This window comes from Paucisalibacillus globulus (genome assembly GCF_900184735.1).
GTDB lineage: Bacteria > Bacillota > Bacilli > Bacillales > Amphibacillaceae > Ornithinibacillus > Ornithinibacillus globulus_B.
The window spans coordinates 1-26452 of the sequence record NZ_LT855393.1; the positions used below are offsets into that span (position 1 = coordinate 1).

At 36.3% G+C, this 26452-nt stretch carries 31 protein-coding genes and 1 other annotated feature; of the genes, 13 read left to right on the plus strand and 18 right to left on the minus strand.

Annotated features, from left to right (window positions below; all coding sequences use genetic code 11):
* Both BN999_RS20875 and BN999_RS12415 read left to right on the plus strand, forming a co-directional pair.
* Nucleotides 1-235: hypothetical protein (locus BN999_RS20875; protein ID WP_217988480.1), on the plus strand; the 235-nt coding region annotated here is incomplete at its 5' end.
* A gap of 97 nt (nucleotides 236-332) precedes the next feature.
* Nucleotides 333-899, plus strand: coding sequence for a YpjP family protein (locus BN999_RS12415; protein ID WP_096271818.1), 567 nt, complete (start codon nucleotides 333-335; stop codon nucleotides 897-899).
* A gap of 40 nt (nucleotides 900-939) precedes the next feature.
* Here BN999_RS12415 and BN999_RS12420 read toward each other — a convergent pair whose 3' ends face one another.
* The 3 genes from BN999_RS12420 to BN999_RS12430 all read right to left on the minus strand — a co-directional run bounded on the left by BN999_RS12420 (nucleotide 940) and on the right by BN999_RS12430 (nucleotide 2089).
* Nucleotides 940-1119, minus strand: coding sequence for an H-type small acid-soluble spore protein (locus BN999_RS12420; RefSeq protein ID WP_096271820.1), 180 nt, complete (start codon nucleotides 1117-1119; stop codon nucleotides 940-942).
* 16 nt (nucleotides 1120-1135) lie between these two features.
* Nucleotides 1136-1327 (minus strand): H-type small acid-soluble spore protein, encoded by a 192-nt coding sequence (locus BN999_RS12425; protein ID WP_096271822.1) that lies wholly within the window; start codon nucleotides 1325-1327, stop codon nucleotides 1136-1138.
* Nucleotides 1328-1684: 357 nt separating this feature from the next.
* Nucleotides 1685-2089, minus strand: a complete 405-nt coding sequence (locus tag BN999_RS12430) for a hypothetical protein (protein ID WP_096271824.1) — start codon at nucleotides 2087-2089, stop codon at nucleotides 1685-1687.
* 154 nt (nucleotides 2090-2243) lie between these two features.
* Between BN999_RS12430 and BN999_RS12435 the strand changes: the two genes are divergently transcribed.
* From BN999_RS12435 to BN999_RS12455, 5 genes are all read left to right on the plus strand, one after another.
* On the plus strand, nucleotides 2244-2717 hold the full coding sequence (locus BN999_RS12435) for a GyrI-like domain-containing protein (RefSeq protein WP_096271826.1): 474 nt from the start codon (nucleotides 2244-2246) through the stop codon (nucleotides 2715-2717).
* A 118-nt stretch (nucleotides 2718-2835) separates the two neighbouring features.
* Nucleotides 2836-4350 carry a D-alanyl-D-alanine carboxypeptidase/D-alanyl-D-alanine endopeptidase gene (dacB, locus tag BN999_RS12440; protein ID WP_096271827.1) on the plus strand — a complete coding sequence of 505 codons (1515 nt, stop codon included), beginning with the start codon at nucleotides 2836-2838 and terminating at the stop codon, nucleotides 4348-4350.
* A gap of 150 nt (nucleotides 4351-4500) precedes the next feature.
* The gene (locus BN999_RS12445) at nucleotides 4501-6201 is read left to right on the plus strand and encodes a methyl-accepting chemotaxis protein (protein WP_096271828.1); all 1701 of its coding nucleotides are present in this window, start codon (nucleotides 4501-4503) and stop codon (nucleotides 6199-6201) included.
* Nucleotides 6202-6435: 234 nt separating this feature from the next.
* Nucleotides 6436-6990: an NADPH-dependent FMN reductase gene (locus BN999_RS12450; protein ID WP_096271829.1), complete on the plus strand. Its 555-nt coding sequence runs from the start codon at nucleotides 6436-6438 to the stop codon at nucleotides 6988-6990.
* A gap of 20 nt (nucleotides 6991-7010) precedes the next feature.
* A complete protein-coding gene (locus BN999_RS12455) occupies nucleotides 7011-7628 on the plus strand; it encodes an NADPH-dependent FMN reductase (RefSeq protein ID WP_096271831.1) in 618 nt (205 codons plus the stop codon).
* Nucleotides 7629-8756: 1128 nt separating this feature from the next.
* Here the strand turns inward: BN999_RS12455 and BN999_RS12460 are convergent.
* The 9 genes from BN999_RS12460 to BN999_RS12500 form a co-directional block, all read right to left on the minus strand.
* On the minus strand, nucleotides 8757-8873 hold the full coding sequence (locus tag BN999_RS12460; RefSeq protein WP_096271833.1) for a DUF4023 family protein: 117 nt from the start codon (nucleotides 8871-8873) through the stop codon (nucleotides 8757-8759).
* Between the two features lie 110 nt (nucleotides 8874-8983).
* Nucleotides 8984-9286, minus strand: coding sequence for a TFIIB-type zinc ribbon-containing protein (locus BN999_RS12465; protein ID WP_096271835.1), 303 nt, complete (start codon nucleotides 9284-9286; stop codon nucleotides 8984-8986).
* A gap of 1 nt (nucleotide 9287) precedes the next feature.
* Nucleotides 9288-10535 carry a hemolysin family protein gene (locus tag BN999_RS12470; RefSeq protein WP_096271837.1) on the minus strand — a complete coding sequence of 416 codons (1248 nt, stop codon included), beginning with the start codon at nucleotides 10533-10535 and terminating at the stop codon, nucleotides 9288-9290.
* A 99-nt stretch (nucleotides 10536-10634) separates the two neighbouring features.
* A complete protein-coding gene (locus tag BN999_RS12475; RefSeq protein WP_096271839.1) occupies nucleotides 10635-11276 on the minus strand; it encodes an alpha/beta hydrolase in 642 nt (213 codons plus the stop codon).
* 58 nt (nucleotides 11277-11334) lie between these two features.
* Nucleotides 11335-12501, minus strand: a complete 1167-nt coding sequence (locus BN999_RS12480) for a TraB/GumN family protein (RefSeq protein WP_096271841.1) — start codon at nucleotides 12499-12501, stop codon at nucleotides 11335-11337.
* A gap of 378 nt (nucleotides 12502-12879) precedes the next feature.
* Nucleotides 12880-13296 (minus strand): Spx/MgsR family RNA polymerase-binding regulatory protein, encoded by a 417-nt coding sequence (locus BN999_RS12485; protein ID WP_096271843.1) that lies wholly within the window; start codon nucleotides 13294-13296, stop codon nucleotides 12880-12882.
* 40 nt (nucleotides 13297-13336) lie between these two features.
* On the minus strand, nucleotides 13337-13624 hold the full coding sequence (locus BN999_RS12490; protein ID WP_096271845.1) for a hypothetical protein: 288 nt from the start codon (nucleotides 13622-13624) through the stop codon (nucleotides 13337-13339).
* A 21-nt stretch (nucleotides 13625-13645) separates the two neighbouring features.
* Nucleotides 13646-14074 carry a YwnF family protein gene (locus BN999_RS12495; RefSeq protein WP_096271847.1) on the minus strand — a complete coding sequence of 143 codons (429 nt, stop codon included), beginning with the start codon at nucleotides 14072-14074 and terminating at the stop codon, nucleotides 13646-13648.
* Between the two features lie 17 nt (nucleotides 14075-14091).
* The gene (locus BN999_RS12500; protein ID WP_096271849.1) at nucleotides 14092-14775 is read right to left on the minus strand and encodes a zinc metallopeptidase; all 684 of its coding nucleotides are present in this window, start codon (nucleotides 14773-14775) and stop codon (nucleotides 14092-14094) included.
* Nucleotides 14776-15075: 300 nt separating this feature from the next.
* Nucleotides 15076-15342: a binding site (T-box leader), on the plus strand.
* A gap of 74 nt (nucleotides 15343-15416) precedes the next feature.
* Here BN999_RS12500 and BN999_RS12505 point away from each other — a divergent pair.
* The gene (locus tag BN999_RS12505) at nucleotides 15417-16646 is read left to right on the plus strand and encodes an MFS transporter (protein WP_096272382.1); all 1230 of its coding nucleotides are present in this window, start codon (nucleotides 15417-15419) and stop codon (nucleotides 16644-16646) included.
* Nucleotides 16647-16717: 71 nt separating this feature from the next.
* Here BN999_RS12505 and BN999_RS12510 read toward each other — a convergent pair whose 3' ends face one another.
* Both BN999_RS12510 and BN999_RS12515 read right to left on the minus strand, forming a co-directional pair.
* Nucleotides 16718-18079, minus strand: coding sequence for a sensor histidine kinase (locus tag BN999_RS12510; protein WP_096271851.1), 1362 nt, complete (start codon nucleotides 18077-18079; stop codon nucleotides 16718-16720).
* Nucleotides 18072-18746, minus strand: coding sequence for a response regulator transcription factor (locus BN999_RS12515; RefSeq protein WP_096272384.1), 675 nt, complete (start codon nucleotides 18744-18746; stop codon nucleotides 18072-18074). The genes BN999_RS12510 and BN999_RS12515 overlap by 8 nt, the downstream gene beginning before the upstream one ends.
* Before the next feature lie 152 nt (nucleotides 18747-18898).
* On the opposite strand from BN999_RS12515, the gene BN999_RS12520 reads away from it, so the two are divergent.
* Nucleotides 18899-19618: a CAP domain-containing protein gene (locus BN999_RS12520; RefSeq protein ID WP_096271852.1), complete on the plus strand. Its 720-nt coding sequence runs from the start codon at nucleotides 18899-18901 to the stop codon at nucleotides 19616-19618.
* Between the two features lie 43 nt (nucleotides 19619-19661).
* Here the strand turns inward: BN999_RS12520 and BN999_RS12525 are convergent, their stop codons facing one another.
* From BN999_RS12525 to BN999_RS12535, 3 genes are all read right to left on the minus strand, one after another.
* Nucleotides 19662-20084: a hypothetical protein gene (locus BN999_RS12525; RefSeq protein ID WP_096271854.1), complete on the minus strand. Its 423-nt coding sequence runs from the start codon at nucleotides 20082-20084 to the stop codon at nucleotides 19662-19664.
* 204 nt (nucleotides 20085-20288) lie between these two features.
* Complete coding sequence (locus BN999_RS12530; RefSeq protein WP_096271856.1) at nucleotides 20289-21080, minus strand: hypothetical protein; 792 nt, start codon at nucleotides 21078-21080, stop codon at nucleotides 20289-20291.
* Nucleotides 21065-21652: a sigma-70 family RNA polymerase sigma factor gene (locus BN999_RS12535; protein WP_096271858.1), complete on the minus strand. Its 588-nt coding sequence runs from the start codon at nucleotides 21650-21652 to the stop codon at nucleotides 21065-21067. The genes BN999_RS12530 and BN999_RS12535 overlap by 16 nt, the downstream gene beginning before the upstream one ends.
* Before the next feature lie 299 nt (nucleotides 21653-21951).
* Between BN999_RS12535 and BN999_RS12540 the strand changes: the two genes are divergently transcribed.
* The 4 genes from BN999_RS12540 to BN999_RS12555 all read left to right on the plus strand — a co-directional run bounded on the left by BN999_RS12540 (nucleotide 21952) and on the right by BN999_RS12555 (nucleotide 25497).
* A complete protein-coding gene (locus tag BN999_RS12540; protein WP_096271860.1) occupies nucleotides 21952-23025 on the plus strand; it encodes a helix-turn-helix domain-containing protein in 1074 nt (357 codons plus the stop codon).
* Between the two features lie 188 nt (nucleotides 23026-23213).
* Nucleotides 23214-23693: a sigma-70 family RNA polymerase sigma factor gene (locus BN999_RS12545; RefSeq protein ID WP_373453632.1), complete on the plus strand. Its 480-nt coding sequence runs from the start codon at nucleotides 23214-23216 to the stop codon at nucleotides 23691-23693.
* Complete coding sequence (locus BN999_RS12550) at nucleotides 23686-24696, plus strand: hypothetical protein (protein WP_096271862.1); 1011 nt, start codon at nucleotides 23686-23688, stop codon at nucleotides 24694-24696. Before BN999_RS12545 ends, BN999_RS12550 begins: the two co-directional genes overlap by 8 nt.
* Before the next feature lie 99 nt (nucleotides 24697-24795).
* Nucleotides 24796-25497, plus strand: coding sequence for a class I SAM-dependent methyltransferase (locus BN999_RS12555; protein WP_096271864.1), 702 nt, complete (start codon nucleotides 24796-24798; stop codon nucleotides 25495-25497).
* Between the two features lie 55 nt (nucleotides 25498-25552).
* On the opposite strand, the gene BN999_RS12560 is transcribed toward BN999_RS12555, so the two are convergent.
* Nucleotides 25553-26347, minus strand: a complete 795-nt coding sequence (locus tag BN999_RS12560) for a formate/nitrite transporter family protein (protein WP_096271866.1) — start codon at nucleotides 26345-26347, stop codon at nucleotides 25553-25555.
* Between the last annotated feature and the right edge of the window lie 105 nt (nucleotides 26348-26452).

A 26452-nucleotide genomic window follows, 5' to 3' on the forward strand; every position in this document is an offset into this window, starting at 1 on the left:
CTCCCGCAGGACAATGGTTTTCGGTGGGGCGAGTAATCGCAGTCCCAAGGAACGCTACGAAAGCGATACATCGCACGCAGAAAAAGTGATTTTCTTTTTCAAGGAGTCTCCGTGTATTTCCTTCGCTAGTGTCGAGTATTCTGCCGGAGCGGTAGCATCATGCTTCACCAAATCAAATAAAATTACCGCACTGCTATCTTTAAATCTAGAAAAAAATGCAGCAACAATTAAATAAGTCTAAATTCCTAATTCACTCAGATTCCGCGAATATAGTAGACAACTTTCAAAATCGTGATAAAATTTATATAAGAGATTTAAAAGGGGAAATTGCTATGAACTTGTGGATGAGAAAAATAGCCGTTGCTTTAATTGCTGTATTAACTTTTGGTCTATACACACCAACCTACTTAATTGCAGATGAAGAAAATAATGAGGTTGTTTCTCCAAAAGGTCATGATCATAGTGAAATCGACGTTGAAGTTGTATCAAACGAAGATGATGAAGACATCGATGTCATTAGTACCTTTACAGAAAAAGCAAAACAACAAAGCTTAACCAAGTTTGGCCCTAAGATTTCTGAAAAAGTAGAAGTGGAATTCAATCAAATTATTTTACCTAAAATCGAACAAGCATTAGTAACTATTTTGGAAAATGAAGATACTTCTTATGTTTCCATTACCGAACAACCATCTAATGGATATGGAGAACGGATTTTTAATATCTATAATGAATTAACAAAAGAAGATATTGCAAAGTTTCATGTTAGACGTGACAACCGTCCTTTAGAAGGATATTGGTTTAACTTCCATTATCATGTAAAGGAAGATAATTTCGAAACTCATTATACATTAGGCGAGATTTACTGGGATAAGAACACACCACCAAAATGGATGGCATAACAATATATCTACAAGAAAACCTCCAGCGATGGAGGTTTTTTTATTGTTGTTCATATAAATTGGTAAGTTGAACATCAAATTCATTTTGAGGATCATCCAGCGGGAAAATTCTTGCTGTATTATTTTCATTTACTTGTTGAATATACACCTGTCTCCCGTTATAAGTGACTTGCTTCATATCCGGTGATTGTGAAATTTCTTCAGCTCTCATACGATGCATGTTTGATAAGCCTCCATTATGATAACGATATTGGTCCAGATTCATTTAGTCCTTCTAAATCAACTTCTTGTTCATGATGAATCGCATCCAGAGGAAATACTTTAGCTGTCTCCCCGCTAACTTCTTGAATATAAACTGGGATACCATGATAATGAACATTTACAAAAACATCCGACTGGACAATCTTTTCTGCACGTTGTATATCCACGTTTTTCTCTCTCCTTCTGTTTCCTCATGGTACCATTATTTTTGGCAAATACTATTGTCCTATACAAGGTTAAAACTGGGATGAATTGAAACAAATTTCCATTTTTAAAAGGTGTCTAGGAAGGCTCTTTCTAATGATTTTTTGTTACATACTAAAAAGTAAAATAAATTAAAACCGCCGTCAGACAGACACAGATTTTAAGAAGAAATTTCATTCTCTCACCCCACCATAAAGGTAACGTTACCTTAAGTATAAGGAAGAAAGATTAAGCAATTGGTGAGCCAAAGTAAATCCTCTGTAAATTCGAACAAAATAAAAAACTAGTTGGATTATAAACCAACTAGTTTCATCTATTATTTATTCCATAGTTGAAAAAGTTTCTTTGACAATTATGGATTGCGTTACTCTTACTTTTTTATGTTCTTTAAAATCCTCTTCTTCTACAAGACCTAGCTTTAATGCGGACTCTAGTTTTTCTGTGTCTGGAATTTTCGTTTCGATTATAAACTCTTTTAAATTGAGCTGTTCCAATTGTTCCACCGTTCCTGCATCATCATAGCTAACTGCGGAACGGATCTGACGTTGTAACTTATAATTCCCTTGTCTGATTTCTCCCTTGCTTTGTTTCCCGAATGACGAATCCAATGCTTCATGAAATTTCTTTTTTAAATCATTCATCTCTATTTCTATTTCTTTTTTTCGCTTATTTAAGTCAACATACCGCTTCATCTCTTCTTCCGTTATGGCTAAGACTTTATCCATGGTTCTCCCCTCCAAATAGTACGTATATTCATTCCTATGTAAGAGGAGTGAACTTCATTCCAAAAAATATGGACGAGCCTTACTGTGATCAAGAAGCATTTTTTAGAAAAACTTGAATATATATGGTGGATAAAATCATGGAGGTGTATTTAGTTTGGAACCAAAGATAATAAAGAAAAGTTCATTTAAACTAATCGGATTCCGCCTCACGCCAAATCATGACCAAAACGAAGAACAACATCATATCAACAGAACGGTTTCCCATTTAAGATCTATTTCTGAGCAAATACCAAATAAAGTAAGGGAAGATATTCTAGTCATTCAAATTTATCCAACCATGGAACAGTTTAATCCTTTTCAAGATAAAGACAGCTTACTCATTGGGTATGAAGTAGAAAATGAAGAAGGAGGTACGGAAAAAACTAATCTTTACACAATTGAAGAAAATATGTATGTTAATTGTAAACACAACGGATCCCGCTCTGATATTTATAAGACCTATGATTATCTTTATAATAATTGGATTCAAAAAAATCGCTGTATCCCATTAGGTTTTAATATGGAGATTTGGAAAGATGATGGTGAATCCACTGTAGACATATGTGTGCCTGTAAATAAATTACCTTAACTAGGTATTGGGGTTTAGTCCTTTTCTTCTAATGGCAATACTGACAAAGTGTACTATCGACCTAGGATAAGTACAATTCATTATCATATACTTGTAAAAAATGGATAGGAGTGGCAATATGACTACGAACAAGCTATGGAAGAGGGGGCTTTTGGCCTTCTTATTTGTACTATTGTTGTCTGTACCTCTAGTTTTACATAATAAATCACAGCCAGTAAACGCCTCAGATGAAACCACCCAAGACGAATCATTAGCGGATAAACTAAACCAGATTCTTTCAAACAGTGCCCTCGATGGAACGACTACAGGTGTAAGCATACGAAACGCAGATTCAGGAGAACTATTATATTCATATTATGGCGACCATCGCTTACATCCCGCTTCAAATATGAAGATACTGACGTCTATTGCAGCACTAGAAACTTTAGGGAAAGACTATCAGTTTACAACAGAAGTATTAACAGATGGAACGATTAAAGGAGAAGTACTTCAAGGTAATCTGTACTTAAAAGGAAAAGGTGACCCAACTTTATTAAAAACGGATTTGGATCAATTCGCAGCGGATTTAAAAGCAAAGGGTATCTCCAAAATAAAAGGGAACTTAATTGGCGATGATACCTGGTATGATGATGTACGACTTTCTCAAGACCTCAACTGGTCTGATGAGCCTTTCTACACTGGTGCCCAAGTTTCAGCACTAACACTATCACCAAATGAAGATTATGATGCAGGAACTATCATAGTAGAGGTATACCCGGGTAAAGAAGTTGGCGATAAACCTATTGTCAAACTTACACCACATACGGATTATGTACACATCGTAAATAACGCTTCAACTGACAGTACCGATCATAGTCGCTCCATTTCAATCGAAAGAGAACACGGATCCAATAACATTGTAATTGATGGGGTCATTCCTCTCGAAGGTTCGAATGCTAGATCCTGGGTCTCTATCTGGGAACCAACTGGATACGCAGTTGATGTATTTAAAAAGTCTTTAGAAGAAAAAGGAATTACACTAATAGGGAATTCCAAAGCAACAGTAGGAACAACTCCAACAGATGCAACATTACTTACTTCTAAGAAATCCATGAGGTTAGAAGAATTACTCATCCCATTTATGAAACTAAGTAACAATGGTCATGGGGAAACACTTGCAAAAGAAATGGGTAAGGTCCGGCATGATGATGGTAGCTGGGCAAAAGGGCTAGATGTGATGGAAGAAGTTATTACGCAATTTGGGGTAAACAACGAAACCATTCTCCTTCGTGATGGTTCTGGGATGTCCCATAAAAACATGATCCCTGCAAATGAACTCTCCCAACTACTTTTTGAAGTACAGGATGAAGAGTGGTATCCTGCTTTTGAGAACTCGTTACCTGTGGCTGGAAATGCTGAGCGTCTGGTTGGTGGAACGTTACGATACCGAATGTCTGATGGACCGGCAGCTAATAATGTTATGGCAAAGACAGGATCATTAACTGGAGTATCTTCATTATCAGGTTATGTCACATCTAAAGATGGGCAAAAATTAATCTTCTCAGTTGTCGTGAATAACTTTTTAAGTTCTTCCACTGCTATACGAAATATTGAAGATGCTATTGCAATTGAATTAGCAAATTACGAATTTTAATAGTAGGCTACCTGTTATTGTATCTCATCAATAATAGGTAGCCCTTTTTATATTGGTTTTCTGCATAGGACTTTTTACTTAACTTTTCGGAAAATTAACCGATAATATATCTAACATGTCTTGCCATAACATCAAAGAGGAGTTCAGAAAATGAGAAAAGGAATTACTAGACAGCTGGGAATCATTATTATTGCCGTATTTTTAATTTCACTTATTATTACTTCAATATCTAATTATTGGGTCACCTACCAAAACACATATGAAGCCGCTGGGATTGAAGCCGTAGGGTGCGCCAATATTACTACTGGCTTAATTGATCCTAATGAATTAGAAGAGTTGGTTAACGGCGATTCTAATAAAGAAATGGATCTACAACATGCAATCAATTGGACGGTAGACCATAAGCATATTTTTGAAAATCAATATATTATTGCTTTAGACGGGACTATTCTGGTTGCAGACGATAACTTTGAAAAACAGGGGATATCTGCTGGGGATAGTTTCTATCTCGATCAAGATTTAGTTAAGACCATTATCGATACCAAGGCACCCGCTTACTCTGAAATTTATGAGGCTGGTGGAATGAAGCGATTAACAGGATATGCACCAATCTTCAAGGACCATGATCCAACAAAGGAAATTATCGCGCTTAACGCTATTGATTTTAATGCCGATATCGTTACCGAACGGACCATTAACTCGGTAAAAGATAGTGTTTTACTAGGACTTATTCCTTTAATTATTGCTTGTATTATTACCATTATCATCATTGGAAGAAAGACAAAGCCACTTAAATCACTAAATGATTATGCGAAACAAATTGCGAATGGAGACCTAACCGTTCCAAAGTTAGAAGTTAAAAACAAAGATGAAATTGGTCAGTTAGCAGAGACATTTAACCAAATGGCAGAAAATCTAAGACACGTCATTAAAGAATTCAATTCAAGTGCTGACCATGTTGCTGTTTCTACTAAGGAACTTGTAACTAGGGTGAAACAGACAAACGCGGCATCTGAAGAGATAGCGGCAACGATGGAAGAGTTATCAGCAGGTGTTGATACGCAAGTTCGAACGATCGAAGAGACATCCAGCACGATTAATGTGATGTCAGATGGTATCCAACAGATAGCTACTAGTGCTCACGAAGTCTCGAATACCGCCGTCGAAGCTAATGACAATGCTAATAGAGGGAAAGAATCAAGTACGTTAGCAATTCAACAGATGAATGAAATCAAGAACACGGTAAACGAGTTATCTACTGTAATAAAAGGACTTGGGGAACGGTCCAAGGAAATTACTCATATTATTGAAATCATTACGGATATAGCTGACCAAACGAATCTATTATCTTTAAATGCATCGATTGAGGCTGCTAGAGCTGGCGAGTACGGCAGAGGATTTGCAGTTGTAGCGAATGAAGTTAAAAAGTTAGCCGAGCAATCTTCCAACTCTGCTTTACAAATCTCCCAGTTAATTAACGCTACTCAAAACGACGTGGGAGAAGCAGAAGTGTCTATGGATGTAGCGAAGAACGAAGTAAGTAACGGTATTGGTATAGTAGAAGAAGTAGGACATTCATTTGAACAATTAACTAGTTATATTCAGAACGTAAGTATGCAAATACAAGACGTTTCTGCTGCTGCTCAACAAATGACGGTAGGATCTCAGGAGATTGTTAACTCCATGGACCACGTAACTAGTATTTCAGAAACAGCTTCCACTAACACTCAAGAAGTTACTGCCAGAACAGAACAACAAGTTGAATTAATGAATCAAGTTAATGAAGCCATTACCATTCTTTCCACAACAGCCGAAAAATCTCGTGCACTCATTTTGAAATTTAAGATATAATCTTTTGCACAACTATCTTATATTGCTGTTCATTCAGTAATATAAGATAGTTTTTTATAACTATAATTACTTTTTGTAAGTTGATAATAAATAGTTGCAATTGGTTAATAACCATGTTAAGATTACTAATGTTGAATTCAAATATATTGAATTAAAGATAAACTATTTCGGATTATTTTGAATTATCTTATCTTTACTTCAGCTAATAAACACATCTCAGAGGAGGAAATGATTATGGTAAGAATTGGTATTGTTCAAGGTAGTGTACGTGAAGGACGTAACGGTGCTGCTGTTGCAGATTGGATGTTAAACTTCGCTAACAACCGTAATGATGAAGGTGTTGAATATGAACTAGTAGATCTTGCTGATTACGATCTTGCTTTCTTAGGATCTAAAGCATCTCAAACGGAAGAAGCTCAAGCTGCTGCTAAAGCTTGGTCTGAAAAAATCGCTTCATTTGATGGTTATGTTTTCGTAACTCCTGAATACAACCACACAGTAGGTGGCGCATTGAAAAATGCTCTAGATTACTTAAACCCTGAAGTGAATAACAAAGCTGCAGGCTTTGTAGGATATGGAAGTCTTGGCGGTACTCGTGCACATGAAAACCTTCGTTTAATCTTAGGTGAACTTCAAGTTGCTGACGTTCGTACTGCTGTTACATTCTCACTAATGGCTGACTTTGAAAACATGAGCGTATTCAAACCAGCTGACTACCATGCTGATAATGCTAACGGAATGTTAGACCAAGTTATCTCATGGAGCCGCGCTCTAAAAACAGTTCGATAAAAAGGATAGAGGGAAATAAAATGGGATTATTTGATAAATTATTTGGAAAATCAAAACAGGAAGAGGTAACGACTATGGCTGAAACATTAAGAATTGCAATTGTTCAAGGTAGTGTACGTGAAGGACGTAACGGTGCTGCTGTTGCAGACTGGACAGTAAACTTCGCCAACAACCGTAATGATGAAGGTGTTGAATATGAGTTAGTAGATCTTGCTAATTATGACCTTGCTTTCTTAGGTTCTAAGCAATCTCAAACGGAAGAAGCTCAAGCTGCTGCTAAAGCTTGGTCTGAAAAAATGGCTTCATTCGATGGCTATGTATTCATCACTCCAGAATACAACCACACAGTAGGTGGCGCATTGAAAAATGCTCTAGACTACCTAAACCCTGAATTAAACAACAAAGCTGCTGGTTTTGTAGGATATGGAAGTCTTGGTGGTACTCGTGCTCACGAAAACCTACGTCTAATCCTTGGTGAACTTCAAGTTGCTGACGTTCGTACTGCTGTTACATTCTCACTAATGGCTGACTTTGAAAACATGAGTGTATTCAAACCAGCTGATTACCATGCTGACAATGCTAACGGAATGTTAGACCAAGTTATCTCTTGGAGCCGTGCTCTTAAAACAGTACGTTAATCATGTTTAAAAGCACCAGCCACATATTGTGGCTGGTGCTTTTTGTTATGGATATCGTTATTTATGTTGGTTTGGGAGGCATTCATCATTTTAACCGTGAATTTGGAGTAAAATGATGTGCGAATTCCTGTCATACATCATCACTACTATGATTTTGGTCTAAAATGATGTGCGAACTTCTGTCATTCTTCTTTTCAATCATAATTCTGAAGACAAATGATGCATGAACCACTCTCATTCTTCTTTTCACTCATGATTCTAAAGCTATATGATGCATGCACTACTCTCATTCTTCTTTTCACTCATGATTCTGATGCTAAATGATGCAAGAACCACTCGCATTCTTCTTTTCAGTCATAATTCTGATGCTAATTGATGCATGAACTACTCGCATTCTTCTTTTCAGTCATAATTCTGATGCTAATTGATGCAAGAACCACTCGCATTCTTCTTTTCAAGCATGATTCTAAAGCTAAATGATGCATGCACTACTCTCATTCTTCTTTTCACTCATGATTCTGATGCTAAATGATGCAAGAACCACTCGCATTCTTCTTTTCAAACATAATTCTGATGCTAATTGATGCATGAACTACTCTCATTCTTCACTTCAATCATAATTCTGAAGCTAAATGATGCATGAACCACTCTCATTCTTCTTTTCAACCATGATTCTAAAGCTAAATGATGCATGCACTACTCTCATTCTTCTTTTCACTCATGATTCTGATGCTAAATGATGCATGAACCACTCGCATTCTTCTTTTCAAACATAATTCTGATGCTAATTGATGCATGAACTACTCGCATTCTTCTTTTCAGTCATATTTCTGATGCTAATTGATGCAAGAACCACTCGCATTCTTCTTTTCAACCATGATTCTAAAGCTAAATGATGCATGAACTACTTGCATTCTTCTTTTCAAACATGATTCTGATGCTAATTGATGCATGAACCATTCTCATTCTTATTTTCAATCATGATTATAAAGCTAAATGATGCATGAATCACTCTCATTCTTCACTTCAATCATGATTCTGAAGCTAAATGATCCAAGAACCACTCTCATTCTTCTTTTCAACTACTTCCCAGTGTCCAAATGACACATAGCAACCCCACGTGCAATCCTAATGACGTTTACTTGGCAGATTGGCTTTATTCCCTCCACCTTGTCTCTTTCTATTATGTTCATCTTTTCTTTTTCGCTCGTTAAACTTGGCTACAAAGGTAGACGTATCTTCCACAGTCTATTCCTCCTTTATCATTTTTCATTTAGTATTTCCCTAAACGAAAGAAATATGCTAGTAGCACAACAAAAAAAAGCCCTCTGTTTTCACAGAAAGCTTTGTATGGATTAAAATAAATCAAGTAAGTCAAGTACCGTTTTTTTCTTCTTTTTCTTATATCCATACGGGCCATACTTTGGATCATATCCCTTATGGTAATCCTTTTTATAATCTGGTCGCTCTCGAAATTCGCGTTCGTAGGAATCAAAGGTTTCTTCATAATACTTTTGTTCTTCTTTTAAACCAGCAGTTATTTTTTCTAATTCACCACGGTCCAACCAAACACCTTTACAGTTCGGGCAAATATCAATTAAGACATTTTCCTTTTGAACTTCCCTCATCCTAACGCCGTCACACACTGGACAATTCATATTATCCTTCCTCCACTTCGACTAGATCTTCTTTTACGATTTGAATTTGTTTTAATGTTCTTCCGTCTACTTCCAATACTCTAAAATGAAGATTATCCTTTTCCAGTATATCCCCTTGCTGTGGGAATTGATTAAATTCTGTTAAAAGGTATCCCGAAAGGACGTCTTCTTCCTCTGGTATATCGGTATTAAATATGGAGTTCAAGCGATGGAGTGTGATTTTTCCATCACAGATAATTTCTGTATCAGTTAATTTTTCAACTAGCTTTTCACTCTCTAAATCCATCTCATCTTCAATTTCCAGACCAATCATAGCCTCAATGATATCCTCATGTGTAAGAATTCCTTCTGTTCCACCATATTCATCCAGTACAATGGCAAGGTGTTTACGGTCTCTGGTCATTTGTCGGAATACCATTTCAATCGAATGAAATTCAAAGAACACCATTGGGTCTAGGTCACAATATTCTTCTAGTTTCTTCTCCGGTTCAATGGACCAAGTTAATAGGTATTTGGAATGGAATACTCCAATTATATTATCAATATCTCCGTCATAAACTGGATATCTCGTATATTGATTTTGAATAACTATATCTCGAACTTCTTCATACGTAGCATCATGTGGTACAGCCACTATATCAATTCGTGGTGTTTTCAAAACATCCTTTACATTTAAATCTTGGAAGTCTAGAACACCTTTAATACGGAAAGACTCCTCACGTTTAAAGGTACCCTCTGTACCCGCAATATCTACCATCGTTCTCAAATCTTCCTTAGATATAGATACGTTGTCTTCATCATTCTTTGATAACACTTTAATAATCAAACCAGTCATGCCATTTAATAGCATGGTTAATGGCTTAAATAAAATGGTAAAAAATCGAATCACTGGATAGACGATATAGGCGATTTTATCCGGAAAAGCTGCTGCGACAGATTTAGGTAATACCTCTGAAAAAACAATAATCGTTATCGTCAATACAGCAGAAGCTATAGCAACATTTACTCCGTACTCTAGCGCTACCATTGTCACAAGGGTAGGCAAGAGAATGTTTGCAATGTTATTCCCAATTAAAATTGCTGTAATAAACTCGCTTGGTTTTGAAACTAAATCCAATAATTTTTCTGACTTTTTATCATTATTACTTGCTTTTGTTTGTAACTTCATCTTATTCGCTGCTGTAAGAGCAGTCTCACTACCTGAAAAGAAAAATGAAACAAACAACAATATGATGATCGCAATGATCACTAGATAGTTCCCCCTTAAAAATCTACAATCCTTTATATTAAATGGTTACTTTAACTTTAAAATATTTAGAACATGGAATAAAGAAAAATGTATTTCGCTTTATTCCATTGCTACTTCCAACCAACTTCTAAAATCATGAAAGTTTTGTTGTGACACTTGATGTCCAACAGGATAGCTAGAAAATTCAACTTGTGCTCCTAGTTGTTCATATAGATTTTTTGCTTCCTCTGCCCAATCAAATGGTAGAACTGGATCTATCTCCCCGTGTGAACAGAATAGTTTTAAGCCTTTTAGGTTTTGACCACTATACTCGTGTTTCATAAAATCCGGTATATAACCACTTAATGCCGCTATACCTTTTATTTTATGTCCTAATTTGAGACCGATGCTCATCGATAGTATGGCACCTTGGCTAAATCCCATTAAAAAGATTTTAGAAGAATCGATTGGGTGCTTTTCACACATCTCTTCTATGAACATAACAACGCTTTCTATTGCCTGGTCAAATTCAGTACGATGTGGTTTACCAAATCCTTCAATGGTGAAAAATGCATAACCTGGTGGCTGTTCGATTGGCCCTCGCATACTAAAAATATACGCGGAATCCGCTAAATCCTGAACTAGTGGCACTAAGTCTTCTTCATTACTACCCATTCCATGCATAAGGAATATTGCCGAGTATACTTTCCCGGACTCTATCTTGTTTGGCTTAAGTAGCTTATAGTACAGGGGTGGTTCCAATATAAGTTCATCCTTATTATAGTTAATTTGTATTGCCTATTGATTAGAAATTCTTATTTTACAGGTTTTCGATAAATAATCGGATAACATCTGCTCCACCAATAAAGGTTCCAATAGAGCTTCCGATATTAGCAAAAATTACAACGAGTAGAACCCGTGTTACTTTGTTATTCCAAAAGCCTTTTAAACTATGAACATCATCTGATAATCTTTCAAAATCATTCACATTTGGCCTTCTAAAATACGCTTGAACAAAACCAGCAAACCAACCAGCCGCAAGAAATGGTTCAAGGGATGTTATTGGTGCTGCAATAAATGCTGTGAGTACAGCTAATGGGTGTCCAAATGCTATTAGTGTACCTAGAGCAGACAGTGAGCCATTCCATAGAACCCAGCTCAATATTTGTGCCATACCCGCTTCTGCATTCGTCATGAATGTATAAACGATTAACGCAATAATAAAGATTGGTATAGACCAACCGATAATCTTGGGAATTTTTGATTTTGGTGGGAGCTTCGCTAAGTGCTCTAGATTATGATCCTGTTTAATTTGCTCCTTAATTCCAGGTACGTGAGCTGCTCCTAATACCGCAACTACCTTATCACCTGGCGCTTCTTTAATCTTTTGCGCAAGATACTGATCGCGCTCATCGATAAGAGGCTTTTTTAGTTTTGGAAAATTATCCGTAAACTCCTGTAGCATGGAATCAATCATATCTTGAGACTTCATCTTCTCGAGCTCTTCTTCGGAAATGGTTTCCTTTGTAAAAATACTAGCAATGACTTGTGCTAGTAACATGGCTTTTCCTTTTAGGCCAATTCCGCGCCAAATACGAGAAAATGTGGTTTGAATATCACGGTCTGCCAAAACTAGCTTAGCATCGATCTCCTTTGCTGATTCAATTCCTTGAATCATTTCTTGCCCCGGATTAATACCAAACTGATTTGCCATCCGTTTTTGGAATGAGGATATAGCAAGATTCATTAGTAATAGTGTTGCTTTACGATCTTTTATAACTTGGAAGATATCTGTTTCTTTCCATTTTTTACCTTCTGTGATAGATTTATACCTTTGTTCATCAAGTTCTATACATACGGAATCAGGTTGTTCTCTATTGATTACTTCTTTTACTTGTTCAGCGCTGTTTTTGGAGACGTGTGCTGTACCGATTAAAATGATTTCTTTACCATTTATATCTAAACGGGATATGTTTTCTTCCGACATATGGTACCTTCCTTTTATATATCTGTTTAGATATAATAATAAACTAGTTTGGTATAAATTTGAATAATTTTAATAAAAACATACTTTTGTTAACTAATATTTTATATGGCTTACTTATCATGTCCGCGGCCCGAATACACTTCGCTTTCCATGGGCGGCTGCTGAGCCTCCTCAGAGCTACGCTCTTCCGGGGTCTCACCTAAGCCTATCCTCCCATAGGACAAGAAGCGCTTCGTCAGCGTAACATCGCACGCAGAAAAAGCGCTCTTCTTTTTCAAGGAGTCTCCGTGTATTCGGGCCGCTCAGTGCTATAATGTTTATTGATTATCTTTACCCTATAAGCTATTTAAAAAACTATTTTAAAAAACTACTAACAGACTACTTCACTATCTCGGTCATTGGTAGGTAGTTCATGCGCCACCTGCGCCATTGTATTTCTCGGGTTTGTCTTGGTAGGAATTGTCTTATGTCGTCGATGTGAAATCCTACTTGTAGTCTTTTTTCGTCTAGCATGATTGGGCTTCTTAAGAGTCTTGGGTGTTTATGAATTAATTCTAGTAATTCTTGAAGTGGAAGGGAGTCGATATCCACATTAAGTTCCTTGTACACTTTTGATCTAGTAGAAATTATTTCTTCCGTTCCTTCTACTGTTCTACTTAGGATTTGTTGTAATTCTGGGACCGTTAATGGTTCCTTTAGTATATTTCGTTCTACAAAGTTTATATTATTCTTTCTAAACCATTCTTTAGCTTTTCTAGTTGATGAGCATGCTGCACCATAAATCATAACAGACATTACCATTCCCCATTTCTATCTAAATTCGAAATTTAGTAAGTTACTTTTTAACATACTGCTTGAATACATTTACGAATTGCATCGGATTGGATTTCACAGTATATGAATAAACGCCACGAGTCGTATGTAGGTAAAGAAGGCCTGCTCCTTCACCACCTATTTGACGATAGGACATATCGAGCACTTCTTGGATGGGAAATTCACGATGGTAACTCGTGATTTTATCGGTGTAAAGGCTTAGAAACCGTTTATGCTCGATATCAACTTGCTCAAGGCTATTAACTTTACGTTCTATCTTTATATATTCCTGCTCTGCTAATATTTCCACGAAATCCCTCCAAGACTAACACTATTGATCCATCAAGCGATTTTCTTCTTCTAGGAATCTAATAAAGTGGTTCATTGCAAATCCAGGTTGTTCTTTCACATTCTTGATATAGCGCTCTTTAACAGTATCTGTAATCACATTACTTTTCTTGATGCGCTTGACGATAAAAGCTTCACTCATTTTGAGAATTTCTTTACGTTGATGCTTTGCCTCTTTTGATAGAGCAAATCCAAAAGCTCCCATAATCGCATAGAATATTAGAGCTACAATTGTTCTGTTATCCGGCATCACAACCAGCATAAAGAATAGATTAATTAAAGAAAAAGTAATCAACGGAAATGCCCAAAAAGAATATTTGGAAACTTTCTTGATGAACGGGTGAATTGTATCATTCAATTTATCTACTTCTTTTTTTATAAAGCTCGGCATATCAGTCATTGGTAGATTCATGTTAATACCACCTTTTATTAATTTTCTCTTTCTCGGAAAATCATTATATATTTAACTAGCTCAAGTACCGCAATTAATGTACTAGCTACATAGGTTAGGGCTGCTGCATTTAGAACCTTTTTAACGCCTCTCTCTTCATGATTGGTAATCAAACCGAGTTCTAGCAGCTTGTTTCTTGCACGATTGGAAGCATCAAATTCTACTGGTAATGTAATCAGTTGAAATATCACAGCTGCCGAAAAGAGAATGATACCAATTCCAATTAAATTCAGCATATCTAGTAGAAAGCCTGCAATTAATAAGAATGGTGCTAGCTGCGAACCAATATTAGCAAATGGAACAAGCTTATGCCTGAGAACTAACATGGAATAATGATTCGCATGTTGGATGGCGTGCCCAACCTCGTGAGCCGCAACGGACAGTGAGGAAATAGAATTCCCTCGATAAACTGGTTCAGATAAACGAATTACTTTAGCAGTCGGGTCATAGTGATCTGATAATGCTCCTCTTCTAGAAAGCTCTATCTTGACATCCGAAAGCCCCTCACTATCTAAGATTCGCCTTGCTACCTCTACTCCGGTCATTCCAGAAGAAGCTTTATTCTTGGAACCCTTGCGGAAATTACTCTTCACTCTTGTCTGTGCCAACATGGCGAGTCCAAAAGCAATAAGTATTATAAAATCCATTGGATGAAAGAACATGTCAGATCCCCCTGGTGTCTCTTATTTCTATATCTAAGGCTTGACAATATCCTCCCAGATTTATACATTAAATTATCTCCTTACTGTTATATACGAAATAACTTTGTATTTTGTTGCACAAATATAAAAATAATTGTACTTTTCTGGGTGTAACATTATTATAAAAAAATAATATGAACTGAATATGAACTATAAAAAATAATTAAAAAAATTTTTCATATCATGAAGCATAGTTGGATATTTAAAGAAAGAGTCTTGTCTGGAAATTCCCATAATGCTATAATGTATGAAATTTTATAGGAACATGCAATGAAGAGAAGAGTAAATGAAATGTCGTCATAACAGAGAGCTCCAGATTGCTGAGAAGGAGTATGAAGTATTTCATTGAAACAAGCCTCCGAGCATCGCGCAGGATTCTAATTGATGATGGCGTGACAGGAGCTCCTGTTAACGAGCTAGAGTATAAGCAGTCTTTGTGCTGCCGTACTTAAAGAGGTTAATATGGCGACATATTAACAAACTGGGGTGGCACCGCGAATATCGTTTATTCAGAATCTCGCCCCCAAGATGAATGTCTTGGGGGTGGGATTTTTTTGTTTAATGGACTCTACTTTGTTCAATGAGGAGGTTTATATGTGATGATTAGAAAGGTCGTAGAATATTGGAGATACCCTGCCATTTTATTAGTTAGAATTGGAATAGCAAGTATTGGTTCATGGATATATTTTCTTGCCTTAAATGTCATTGTATTTAATATGACCGGTTCTCCACTTGCAGTAGCCATACTCTATATCATAAAGCCTTTAGCTACTTTATTCACCAATCTATGGGGCGGCAGTGTCATTGATCGAGTAAACAAAAAGCATCTCATGATAATCTTGGACATCATTCAAGCAACATTAATCGCTTGTTTAGCAATGTCAATCCATGCACTATGGGTAATTTATTTGCTGGTATTCTTGATTAATATTGCAACTTCTATTTTTGAACCTACTTCTGTTAGCTATGTTACAAGACTAATTCCAAGGGAACAGAGGCAACGATTTAATTCTTTGAGAAGTCTGCTTGATTCTGGAGCTTTTTTATTAGGTCCTGCAATTGGGGCGCTATTATTTTTGGTAGAGTCACCACTCTATGCCATTATGATGAATGCATTTGCTTTATACCTTTCAGCATTCATTACCCTATTCATGCCTAACGTCGAAAAGCATATTTCACCTAATGCAACTACGCCAAGATTAACGCTAAACTTAATTAAGGAAGATTTAAAAGTAGTCATCCAGTTTAGTCGTCGGTTTGCCTATGTCATGATTATCTATTTCCTATTTAGTGTCTTCATTGTGATGCAGACAGCAGTTGATTCACTGGAAGTATCCTTTGCAAAAGAAGTAATCTCTCTTTCAGATAGTGATTATCTTATCCTCGTAAGTATTGCCGGTTTAGGCATTTTGATTGGGTCTTTCATCAATGCCATATTTACAAAGAAACTTACGATAGTTTTCCTTATTAGCATGGGATCACTCATGGTTTCGATTGGATATCTCATTTTTGCTTTTTCTAGTCAGTTTATGATGGCATCTGTCGGGGTATTTTTGCTGGGGTTTTCACTTGCTTTTGCCAATACTGGCTTTTATACCTTTTACCAAAATAATATTCCTGTAGAGGTGATTGGACGGATTGGGAGTATATACGGTTTTCTGGAAGCATTATTAGTCATTATCGCTACTTCTTTATTTGCTGCTTTAACCATGATATTCCCCATTAAATTCGTAGTTGTGCTGGGGGCCATCATAATGTTTGTGCTAACTAGCATATTACTACTTATCACGTTACAACCAACTAAGCGACATTACTTTAGTACTTCCGCTTAAAAAAAGTTACCGAAATTAAGAAACGCACCAATAACTGGAGCGTTTCATATTTTAAAACATTCATCCTTCACTTACTGACTCAATGGAATATTTACTGTAAAAGTAGAGCCTTTTCCTTCTTCACTATCCACTTTAATAGTAAATTTGTGGATGTTTAAGATTTTCTTAACAATGGACAACCCTAATCCATTTCCATCAATCGATCGGTTTCTGGAACGATCTACTTTATAAAAACGACCAAAAAGGTTAGGTAGTGCATCCTTAGGTATTCCAATACCATAATCCCTAACACTGACCTTAATTTGGCTAGAGGTAATTCGTATGTTTATATCTATACTACCTTCCTTGTCTGTATACTTAATAGCATTTGTAATTAAATTTAGCCATACCTGCTCCATTAAATCCTTATCGGCGTAAATCTCAACAGGTTCTATGGTTAGTTGCATATCAATTTTCTTTTTACTCCACAAAGGCTCCGTTGTAAGGACAGAATTTCGAATCTGCTCATCTAATCGGTAAGACCTTGGATTATATGGATGATGTTCCGAATCCAGTGAGGCTATTCGTAGTAGATTATCACTCAACCGGGACATACGTTCAATTTCTTGATAGATAATGTTTAAGTATTCCTTTTGGTTGTCTTTAGGTACCACATCATCCATAATCGCTTTCGTAAACCCTTTTATGGAGGTTAGCGGTGATTGAATCTCATGCGAAACATTACTTACAAAATCAGCACGCATCGCATCAATCTTTTCTAATTCTGCTGTCATATGATTAAAACTATCAATTAATTCCCCAACCTCATCTTGATTCTGCCGGTTCGTTTTCTCTACGCGAACAGAGAAATCACCTTTGGCTATTTTACGTGCGGCAAGGGTTAACCTTCGAATGGGATTAACCAAATAAGTGGAGGCGAGTACAATTAACATACTTCCGATTAATAACACGATAACCAAGGAAATGAATATACCTTGTTGAATATCCTCAAACTCATCTTCATAATCAATCCGAGTTATTAATGCAAATTTGCCACTCGCTAATTGGATAGGCACCCCAATTATTCTGGCAGAACTATTATGCTCATCTACCAATACCACTGGATCATCGAACGAGTGTCTTAGAATCTCCTCAACATCCTCTATTCGAATAGGAATGGAAGTATTTCCTTGTTTTTCATAAATGACATCTCTCCCATTGGTGATGAGTACATCAAAATCCATATCATCAAAGTCATCCAATAATTTCGGAATACTCTCTGGTCCAGTTATTTGAATAACCTCTGCTAACCCAATTGATATTTTCGATAATTCTTCACGGAAAATCTTCTCTTGGTTTAGGGAGAATGGTGTTAAATAGTAAGAAAGACAAATACTGATAATCACAACACCAATAAAAGTCCCAACAATTTTCAGGTAGAGACTTTTAACCATGGCTCTCCTCCAACCGATACCCTAATCCTCTTACCGTTGTTATCGTAATATCCTCAAAACCCTCTAGCTGCTCCCGTAACCGTTTAATATGTACATCTACCGTACGCTCATCGCCCTCATAGTCATATCCCCAAATTTTTTCAATTAATTGATTCCGTGTGAATATTTTCCCTGGGGAGCTAGCGAGTACAAATAATAGCTCACATTCCTTCTTTTTTAGGGTAATCACGTTCTCACCTGATTGAACAGTAAGTCTATCCTTATCAATGACCACAGATCCGACTTTCACCTTTTCTTCCACACTAATATTGTATCGCTTAAGAAGGACTTCAACTCGCAGAATTAACTCAACCGGATCAAATGGTTTCACTAGATAATCATCTGTCCCAGCCCGAAATCCTTTGACTTTGTCTTGTGATTCTCCTTTAGCTGTTACCATCAATATAGGAATATCTAAAAAGGATCGTATATCCTCCGTTAACTCATACCCATCCATATTCGGCATCATGACATCTACAATTGCCAGATCAATACTATGTTTACCAAGTAGTTCTAGCGCTTCTTGACCGTCCTCTGCTTCCACCACTTGATAATGACTATTTTCTAGGTAGAGTCTAATTAACTTTCGAATATGTGCATCATCATCCACAACAAGTACTGTATTCATCATCCATCACTTCCTACTAGTTTCTAGTTTCAGTTTAGCTCAGGTAATAGAATGCGTAAAACTAGAAAGCCTCATTTTTAAAAAATAATTATCAATATTTTTCCAGAAGAAACAAATACTATGAACAAACCATTTTAAAGGAGTGATTTTTTATGTTCAAAGGTACATTAATAAAGCTGTTTTTCGCAATCTGCTTGGTTATTGTTCTCGCTGCTTGTAACGATAATGCGGGTGATAATAATAACAATAATGACAACGGCAACAATGATAACATATCTAGTATGAGTACGGATCAATCTAGTAATGATTATCCTGAAACACAACCAATTAAAACTCAAGATGCTAAATATGATTTCCGTACGACACCACGCCAGGGACAAAACGCTAATCAAAATGGGGAAAATGTTCCGAATGCAGATAATACAGGAAACAATAATCAACAACAAGCTCCACAACAGCAACAACAAGCACCACAGCAAACAGAGAATCATGGACTTAGTCAATTTGAAAGTGATGTTGTTACCTTAACCAATAAGGAAAGACGACAAGCAGGTTTATCTGCATTACAGATTGATACAAAATTAAGCCAGGTTGCTCGTGAAAAATCAAATGACATGCAACGAAATAATTACTTCTCTCACACGAGTCCAACCTATGGTTCGCCTTTTGATATGATGCGCGATAATGGCATTACGTATCGCTCAGCAGGAGAAAATATTGCCCAAGGACAAACATCTCCTGCAGAAGTGGTACAAGCATGGATGAATAGTCAAGGACATCGTGAGAATATCTTAAATGCAAACTTTACCCATATTGGTGTTGGGTATGAATCACAAGGACAACACTGGACACAGATGTTTATAACTAAGTAAACAGAAAACGCAGAGATGTTTATATCTCTGCGTTTTTTCATATTTATTTTTCTATAAATTCAACTTGATAACTTGGTAAATTAAAGTAGAATCCTTTATATTTGCTTACTTGCTCAGAATCTTTCATCTGGAAACTTGAATCACTAATAACTGCTGAATACTCGCTAAAGTCTTTATCACTTTCCTCAAGTGTAAACTCCATTTCTAAAGTCTCATGTTCATTTTCAAACTGAATCACAAGTTCTTTATCTTCCAGCACATATGTCCCTTCTTCACCAGCAATAGAATTAGTGATTACTTTTCCATCTATAAATTCTAATGTCATCATAGGGTAAAATTTATCAGGATTATCAGGTGACGACACACCGCTAACATCGAACGTTTTCCCCGATAATTCATCGTTATTGCTACAAGCTGATAATAAAAGTACAGATAAGAATGATAGAAAAACAAGTCGTTTAATCATAAGGTTCCCCCTGTTAGAAGTCCTTGTTTATTTATACTAAATATAACACAAAACGATGTTTGTACAAAATATTCTGAAATGTTATAGTTATAAACTTACCATGTCTGTTGTTTTTTAGTATGCTGTTCTCTAAAAGGGTACTGTTATTTTATCCAATATAAATCCCCAATCCCCCAGTCTTCTTAACCTCAATTGAATTCGAATTTATTTCTTACTTTCCCTTGCCTCGGCTTCAAAATCTCTAATTTTTTCTGGTACTACAGCGCCGCCCTCTGTCGTTATATCATCTATAAATGGATTCATATTGTAGTATTCATCTAATTGATGAAGAATGTCATGTATCTCATCATAAATTGGATCGTCAAGATTTGCTTTCCTTTCTATTGCATGATTCGTTAACTCAATCACTTCTTTAATCCTCTCTTCGCTTTCTTCTTCGTAGACAATCATGTTCAAATGTTCTAGTATGCTTTCTAAATATAATTGAATTTCTTCTATTGTATTAGGAGGGCCTTCGAACGCGGAATGATAAAAGTAATTTCCAGTCATGACAGCCGAATCTAAATGAGCCATATACAAGCTATAATTATATGGATTATAAGTTGAATCTTGTCTGTCAACATACGCATCCACTTTCAACTGGTCTTTAGAGAATTCGTCTATTATACCATTGATTATTTCATCGGGGTCTTTATTGTTATCAACATCTAAACTGTAATGGGAACCATCCTCAGAATTAGACTCGTTAATAGATTCAGAAGCGTGACTCCCGGTATTTGTTTCACGAGGACTATTATATTCATTTGAAATGAGTACAATCCCCAAAAACAGAACTCCTGTTACGACGAGAGTGGACACGAACTTAGGAATATAGAGCTTTAATCTAGGCTTTTTTTCTAACTTTTTTATTCGCTTCACCACGTTCTGTCTGCCTTCGTCTGAAAAGACTGTTTGAATTTTGTCATCAAAGTTCAAATTCCTTAATTGTTTATCCATGTGTACCCCTCCTTCTCATCTAATAAAAGGTCTTTTAATTTTTTTCTGGCACGAAACAACCTTGTTTGAATAGTCGGTAGTCTTTGTCCTAGAATGTTGCTAATTTCTTTAAGCGAAAGTTCTTTATAATAATATAGAACGATGACTTCACGATATTTAATAGGTAAATCCATAATTTTTTCAAAAAGATTATCTGATTCATCTTGTTTGATGGTTTCCTTCTCTGGTGTTTCTTTTGATACAACAAGCAGGTTGCCTGAGTTCTTGATTTTGTTAAGTAACTTCTGATTTCTAGAATGCCAACTTCTCAAGTAATCTTTACTTTTATTAATGGCAATGGAATATATCCAGCTTTTTAGCGAAGAATCCCCTTGATAGGTATGTAGCTTTTGATAAACCGTCACAAACACCTCTTGTGTTACGTCTTCTGCATCCACTTCATTATTGACGTAAGAAAACACCAGCCTTTTGATTTCATCCCCATAGATATTCATGATCTCGACAATAGATTCACTTGGTTTGTGATGTAAGTAATCTAATGATTGTTGAGATTTTTCTTCTATTGCACCCATTAAAAAACACCACCTTATGTATAAGACGTTATGAAGTTATAAAAACTTACAAAATCTACTAATTTATTTAAAAAATATATTATGAATTTACCTATTAAACCTCTTTTCATATCTGCAATTCTGCCACGTTAGCCTAGTAACTTCTATCTAGAATACTAACATAATGAAACTCTACCGCTAGTAGAATCCCCAAAAAACACCCATTCAACTAACGGTTGATAGGCATATTGAACACCCCTATGCTATTCTCTAGTTAACAGAGCGCACTGTTTAAACCAACTAACCCGGAGGTTCATATTATGTTAAACAGCCAATTAATCGGTTCATTCATTTCTAAATTGAGAAAAGAGAAAGATTTAACCCAAGTAGAATTAGCGGATAAATTAAATGTTAGTCACCAAGCGGTATCGAAATGGGAAAGAGGAGATTCTGTACCAGATATCGGTACATTAGTGTTACTTGCAGATGAATTTAATCTATCAGTTGACGACCTCTTAAACGGTGGTAAAAAAGATGAAAAGTCATTCAAGAATGTTGGACCAATCGTATATAATATCGCGAAAAAGGATACCCATAAAGCGGCCGACTTAGTGAATAATGGGGAATCTGAATTAGAGGATCTTATATCCATTGCCCCAGTACTTAAAACAAGTTCAATAGATAGTGTAACGAAAAATCTTGATGATAAAAAACTATCCATTCATCATATTGGTCAATTGGCACCCTTCTTAAGTGAGGAGTCACTTGAAGAATTATTTAATAGGATTAGTGATGATGATTCCTATTCCATCAAAGACATTGTCCAATTAGCACCATTTTTGAGAAGTGAGCTATTAACTAAACTCTTAATGAGTAAAAGAAACTCATTAAGCATCGGTGATATTGCCCATCTCGGTCCTTTTCTCGGTGGAGAGATCGATAATCTGATTAATGATATTCCTTTAGAAGGTGTCCCTTGGAAATTCATTACGGGGCTTGCACCATTCGTATCACTCGACGTACTAAAAACTCTTGTAGAAAAGGCGATAAATGATGAAATTTCCTTTAATAAAGTGGTGGCTATTGCTCCTTTTCTAGATCAAGAAACAACCGACAAACTTGCATTACGCATTAGTGGCCAAAAAGCCGAGAGCCATCACTTATCAGCATTAGCACCATTCGTAAGTAAACAAACTCTAGGAAAAATAGCTATGTCTGTTGAACTGGATGACCATTCCTTTATCGCCATAGCTCCATTTCTCGGTGAAGGAGAACTTGGTAAACTTGTAGAGGAAGCTGATTTAAATAGTATAAGTCCTAGCGCTTTAGCAAATCTAGCACCTTTTCTAAGTCAGGAATCGTTAGTCAAATTAATTACAAAGATGAAGAGTTGATTGTGCAGCCAGTTCATTCTGGCTGCTTTTTTATATCACAAGAAGATTTTGGGACTTTTTTGTACACCATCCGTCTTTATTAGTACAATCGATTGTAGAACAAAAGAGAGGTGAGAACCTTGAACGGGAATATGGAGTATCCCCTCTATATCCACACCCTGAGTCGCGACGAAGCTATGGAGTGGATTATGGATGAGTACGGAGAAAGTCTCAAACGTTTTATCTATACCTATGTGAAAAACAAAGCCCAAACCGATGATATCTTTCAAGAAGTTCTGTTTACGGTTTATCAAAAAATAGATACCTTTCAAGGGCGATCATCCTTGAAAAATTGGTTATATCGAATTACTGCAAATAAATGTAAGGATTATCTGCGTTCTCCCTTTCATCGAATCTTTATATGGAAGGAAGAGATATCTGGAGAAGTTACTAATTCAACACCGGAGAACACGTATCTTCTCGATGAGCAGAAACGGACTGTAATAGAAGCTATTCTTAAGCTCCCAATAAAATATCGCGAAGTTCTTATTTTGCAGTACTATAAAGAGTTCACCATTCAAGAGATTAGCGATTTATTAAAGGTAAACCCATCAACAATTAAGACTAGAATTATGCGGGCCAAGGAAAAGCTGAAAGATTTGTTAAAGGAGGATTTTCTCAATGAGTAATCTTTCAAAAAAAGACTTTGATGCCTATTTTGGTAAAAATTCGCTTTACTCGGAAGATGATAAAGAAAAGTTCTTTAATCGTGTTCACAAGGTTCGTCGTAAAAGACATGTTATACCACAACTGTTAACAGTTGCATTCGTAATAGGGTTCCTAGCAATTGGAATTACCTTGGTTAAGGATGGATCCTTATTTCTTACACCAGGAGATTCACCTTCCGAGTTAGATCAAGTTCAAATCCCAAATAAATACGATCAAGAAAATGAAAGTACTGTTTCCACAGCAATAGACGAAACTATCACCTTCCCCGGTGGGACTATTCATCTTCATACTTTTGAAATGGGTGTCTCGAAGAATCGAATGTATGGAACGGTTGAGCTAGAAGACGGTATTAAATTACTAAATGGAGATGGAACCATTGATATTGGTGGGGACCATCCTTTAATCTCACTTTATTTTCATAATGAAGAACCAGAAAGTAATAACATTGTGATAGAATCAGAAGCATTTAATCAGGTTCCAGATGATATTACGATTACCATCCATAATATCCACTTATATGGAAATGACTCCTATGAGTTTACCATTGATACTTCAGAACTTGAGGATTCAGATAGCCTACCTAGAAGGGATATGAGTCAAAAGATTGCCGAAATTAAAGATACGAGTATCTTCTTAGACCGAGTATCCTACACAAATGATGGATTGCAATTTACAATCGTTTACAAGGCTAAGAAAGAAAATCAACAAATTGAATTAGCCAGCTACTCCATTAATGAGTATTTTGGGGAAGAAAGTGCGGGTTCTCCAAATTTAATAACCGCTAGAAATAATAACGGGGACATTGGAAAAGTACATGGAGGAAGCATGGCGGAGGGAATCTTTTCTCAAACTTATTATAAGAGTTTTGCCGAATCCTCGGAGTATATTGATGTGACCGTGGAGAATCTATTATACCTTGTCCGAGTGAATAAATCGGTTCATTTCGAACTAGAAAAGAAGTAGTAGAAAGCCCTCTAAATGAGGGTTTTTTTGTTGTTTCCACACCGCCAGCCGCCCAATATATGGTAAAATTATAATAGTTTTATGAAGGGATGGATCCAAATGAATGAAGCAATTTACAATTACGATGACCTGTTAAACATGCTAGATTCACTCTTACGTGAGCCAACAGAATTCTGGGATGACTTCTATTCAGATCGTACAAAACCAATCCCCTTCTTTGCGAATAAACCTGATGAAAACTTAGATTCCTATTTTCAGAAAGGATTATTGAATTCTGGTAAAGCTTTAGAGTTTGGCTGTGGGCCCGGGAGAAATGCCATTTATCTTGTCCAAAACGGATTTTCAGTTGATGCGGTTGACTTATCTAAGGAATCCTTAGCATGGGCCAGTGAACGTTCGAAGGAATTAAATCTAGATATTAACTTTATCAAAAGCAATATTTTCAATTTAGAAATAGAAGAGAATTCTTATGAACTAGTCTATGATTCTGGCTGTTTTCACCACATTGCACCCCATCGTAGAATGCAATACATAGAATTAGTTATGGCAGCATTGAAACCTGGGGGACACTTCGCCATTACTTGTTTTGAGGAAGGTGGAAAGTACGGTGGTTCTGATATCTCAGATTGGGAAGTGTACCGCAGAAGGAATCTGCAGGGAGGACTTGGCTTTACAGAAGAGAAACTTCGACAAATCTTTAAAGACTTTGAGGAAATTGAGATACGGAAGATGAATGATGTAGAGGATGAAAACAATTTATTTGGAACATCCGCATTTTGGGCTTGCCTATTTAGAAAATAAATCCAAATGTTAATCCCACCATTTAGAACGGTGGGATTAACATTTGGTATCTTTACTAAGAATTACTCTTTTCCTTTGTAATTGTATGTAAGCAAATAGCCGTAAACAAAATACCACTGATTAAATTACCAAAGGTCACCGGGATTTGGTTCCACACCCACCAATCTCCAAAACTTATATCTGCCCCCAGCATCATTGCTGCTGGAATGACAAACATATTAACAACCGCGTGTTCAAATCCTTGAGCAAAAAATATAAAAACCGGAATCCACATCGCAGCAATTTTCCCAATGGTTGCCTGTGAGGTAAAAGCCATCACGGCACCCATCGTCACCATCCAGTTACATAATAGAGCCTTTACAAAAACAACCACATACCCGTTACTACCATATCCCTTATAATCGAGCGTTTTACTTTCCGCAACCGCGATAATCTTATCGATAACAGTTGCATCAAATGAATGACCAAACTTAGTAATCGCGATATAGAAAAGAAATGCATAAAACACACTACCAATTAAATTCCCGGTAAAAGCCCATGTGAAATTACGTAATATCTTCGGTGTTGTGGTGAGTCCTCTTAATCTCGCAATAGGCAGCATCGCAAATGATCCTGTAACAAGTTCTAGATTTAACAAAAGAATTAACACGAAACCAGTTGGAAAAACTATTGCCCCAACGATGTCTAGTCCTGTCTGAGTGGAAGCTTGGTAAGCTAAAGTAGTGGCATACCCCAAAAATGCACCTGACAAAAATCCTTTTATTAAGATATGTAGGATAGATAGGTTTGCTTTTTTCTGTCCAGCAACTGCAATGGTTTGAATAACTTCATTTGGTCTTACGTAATCCATCAATATTCCTCCCATAAGGAATTTTTCATTTATTTTATCTAGGGAGGAAGTAATAACCTGTGTATTATGTCACAATTACAAAATGAAAACATAATTCAGGTGAAA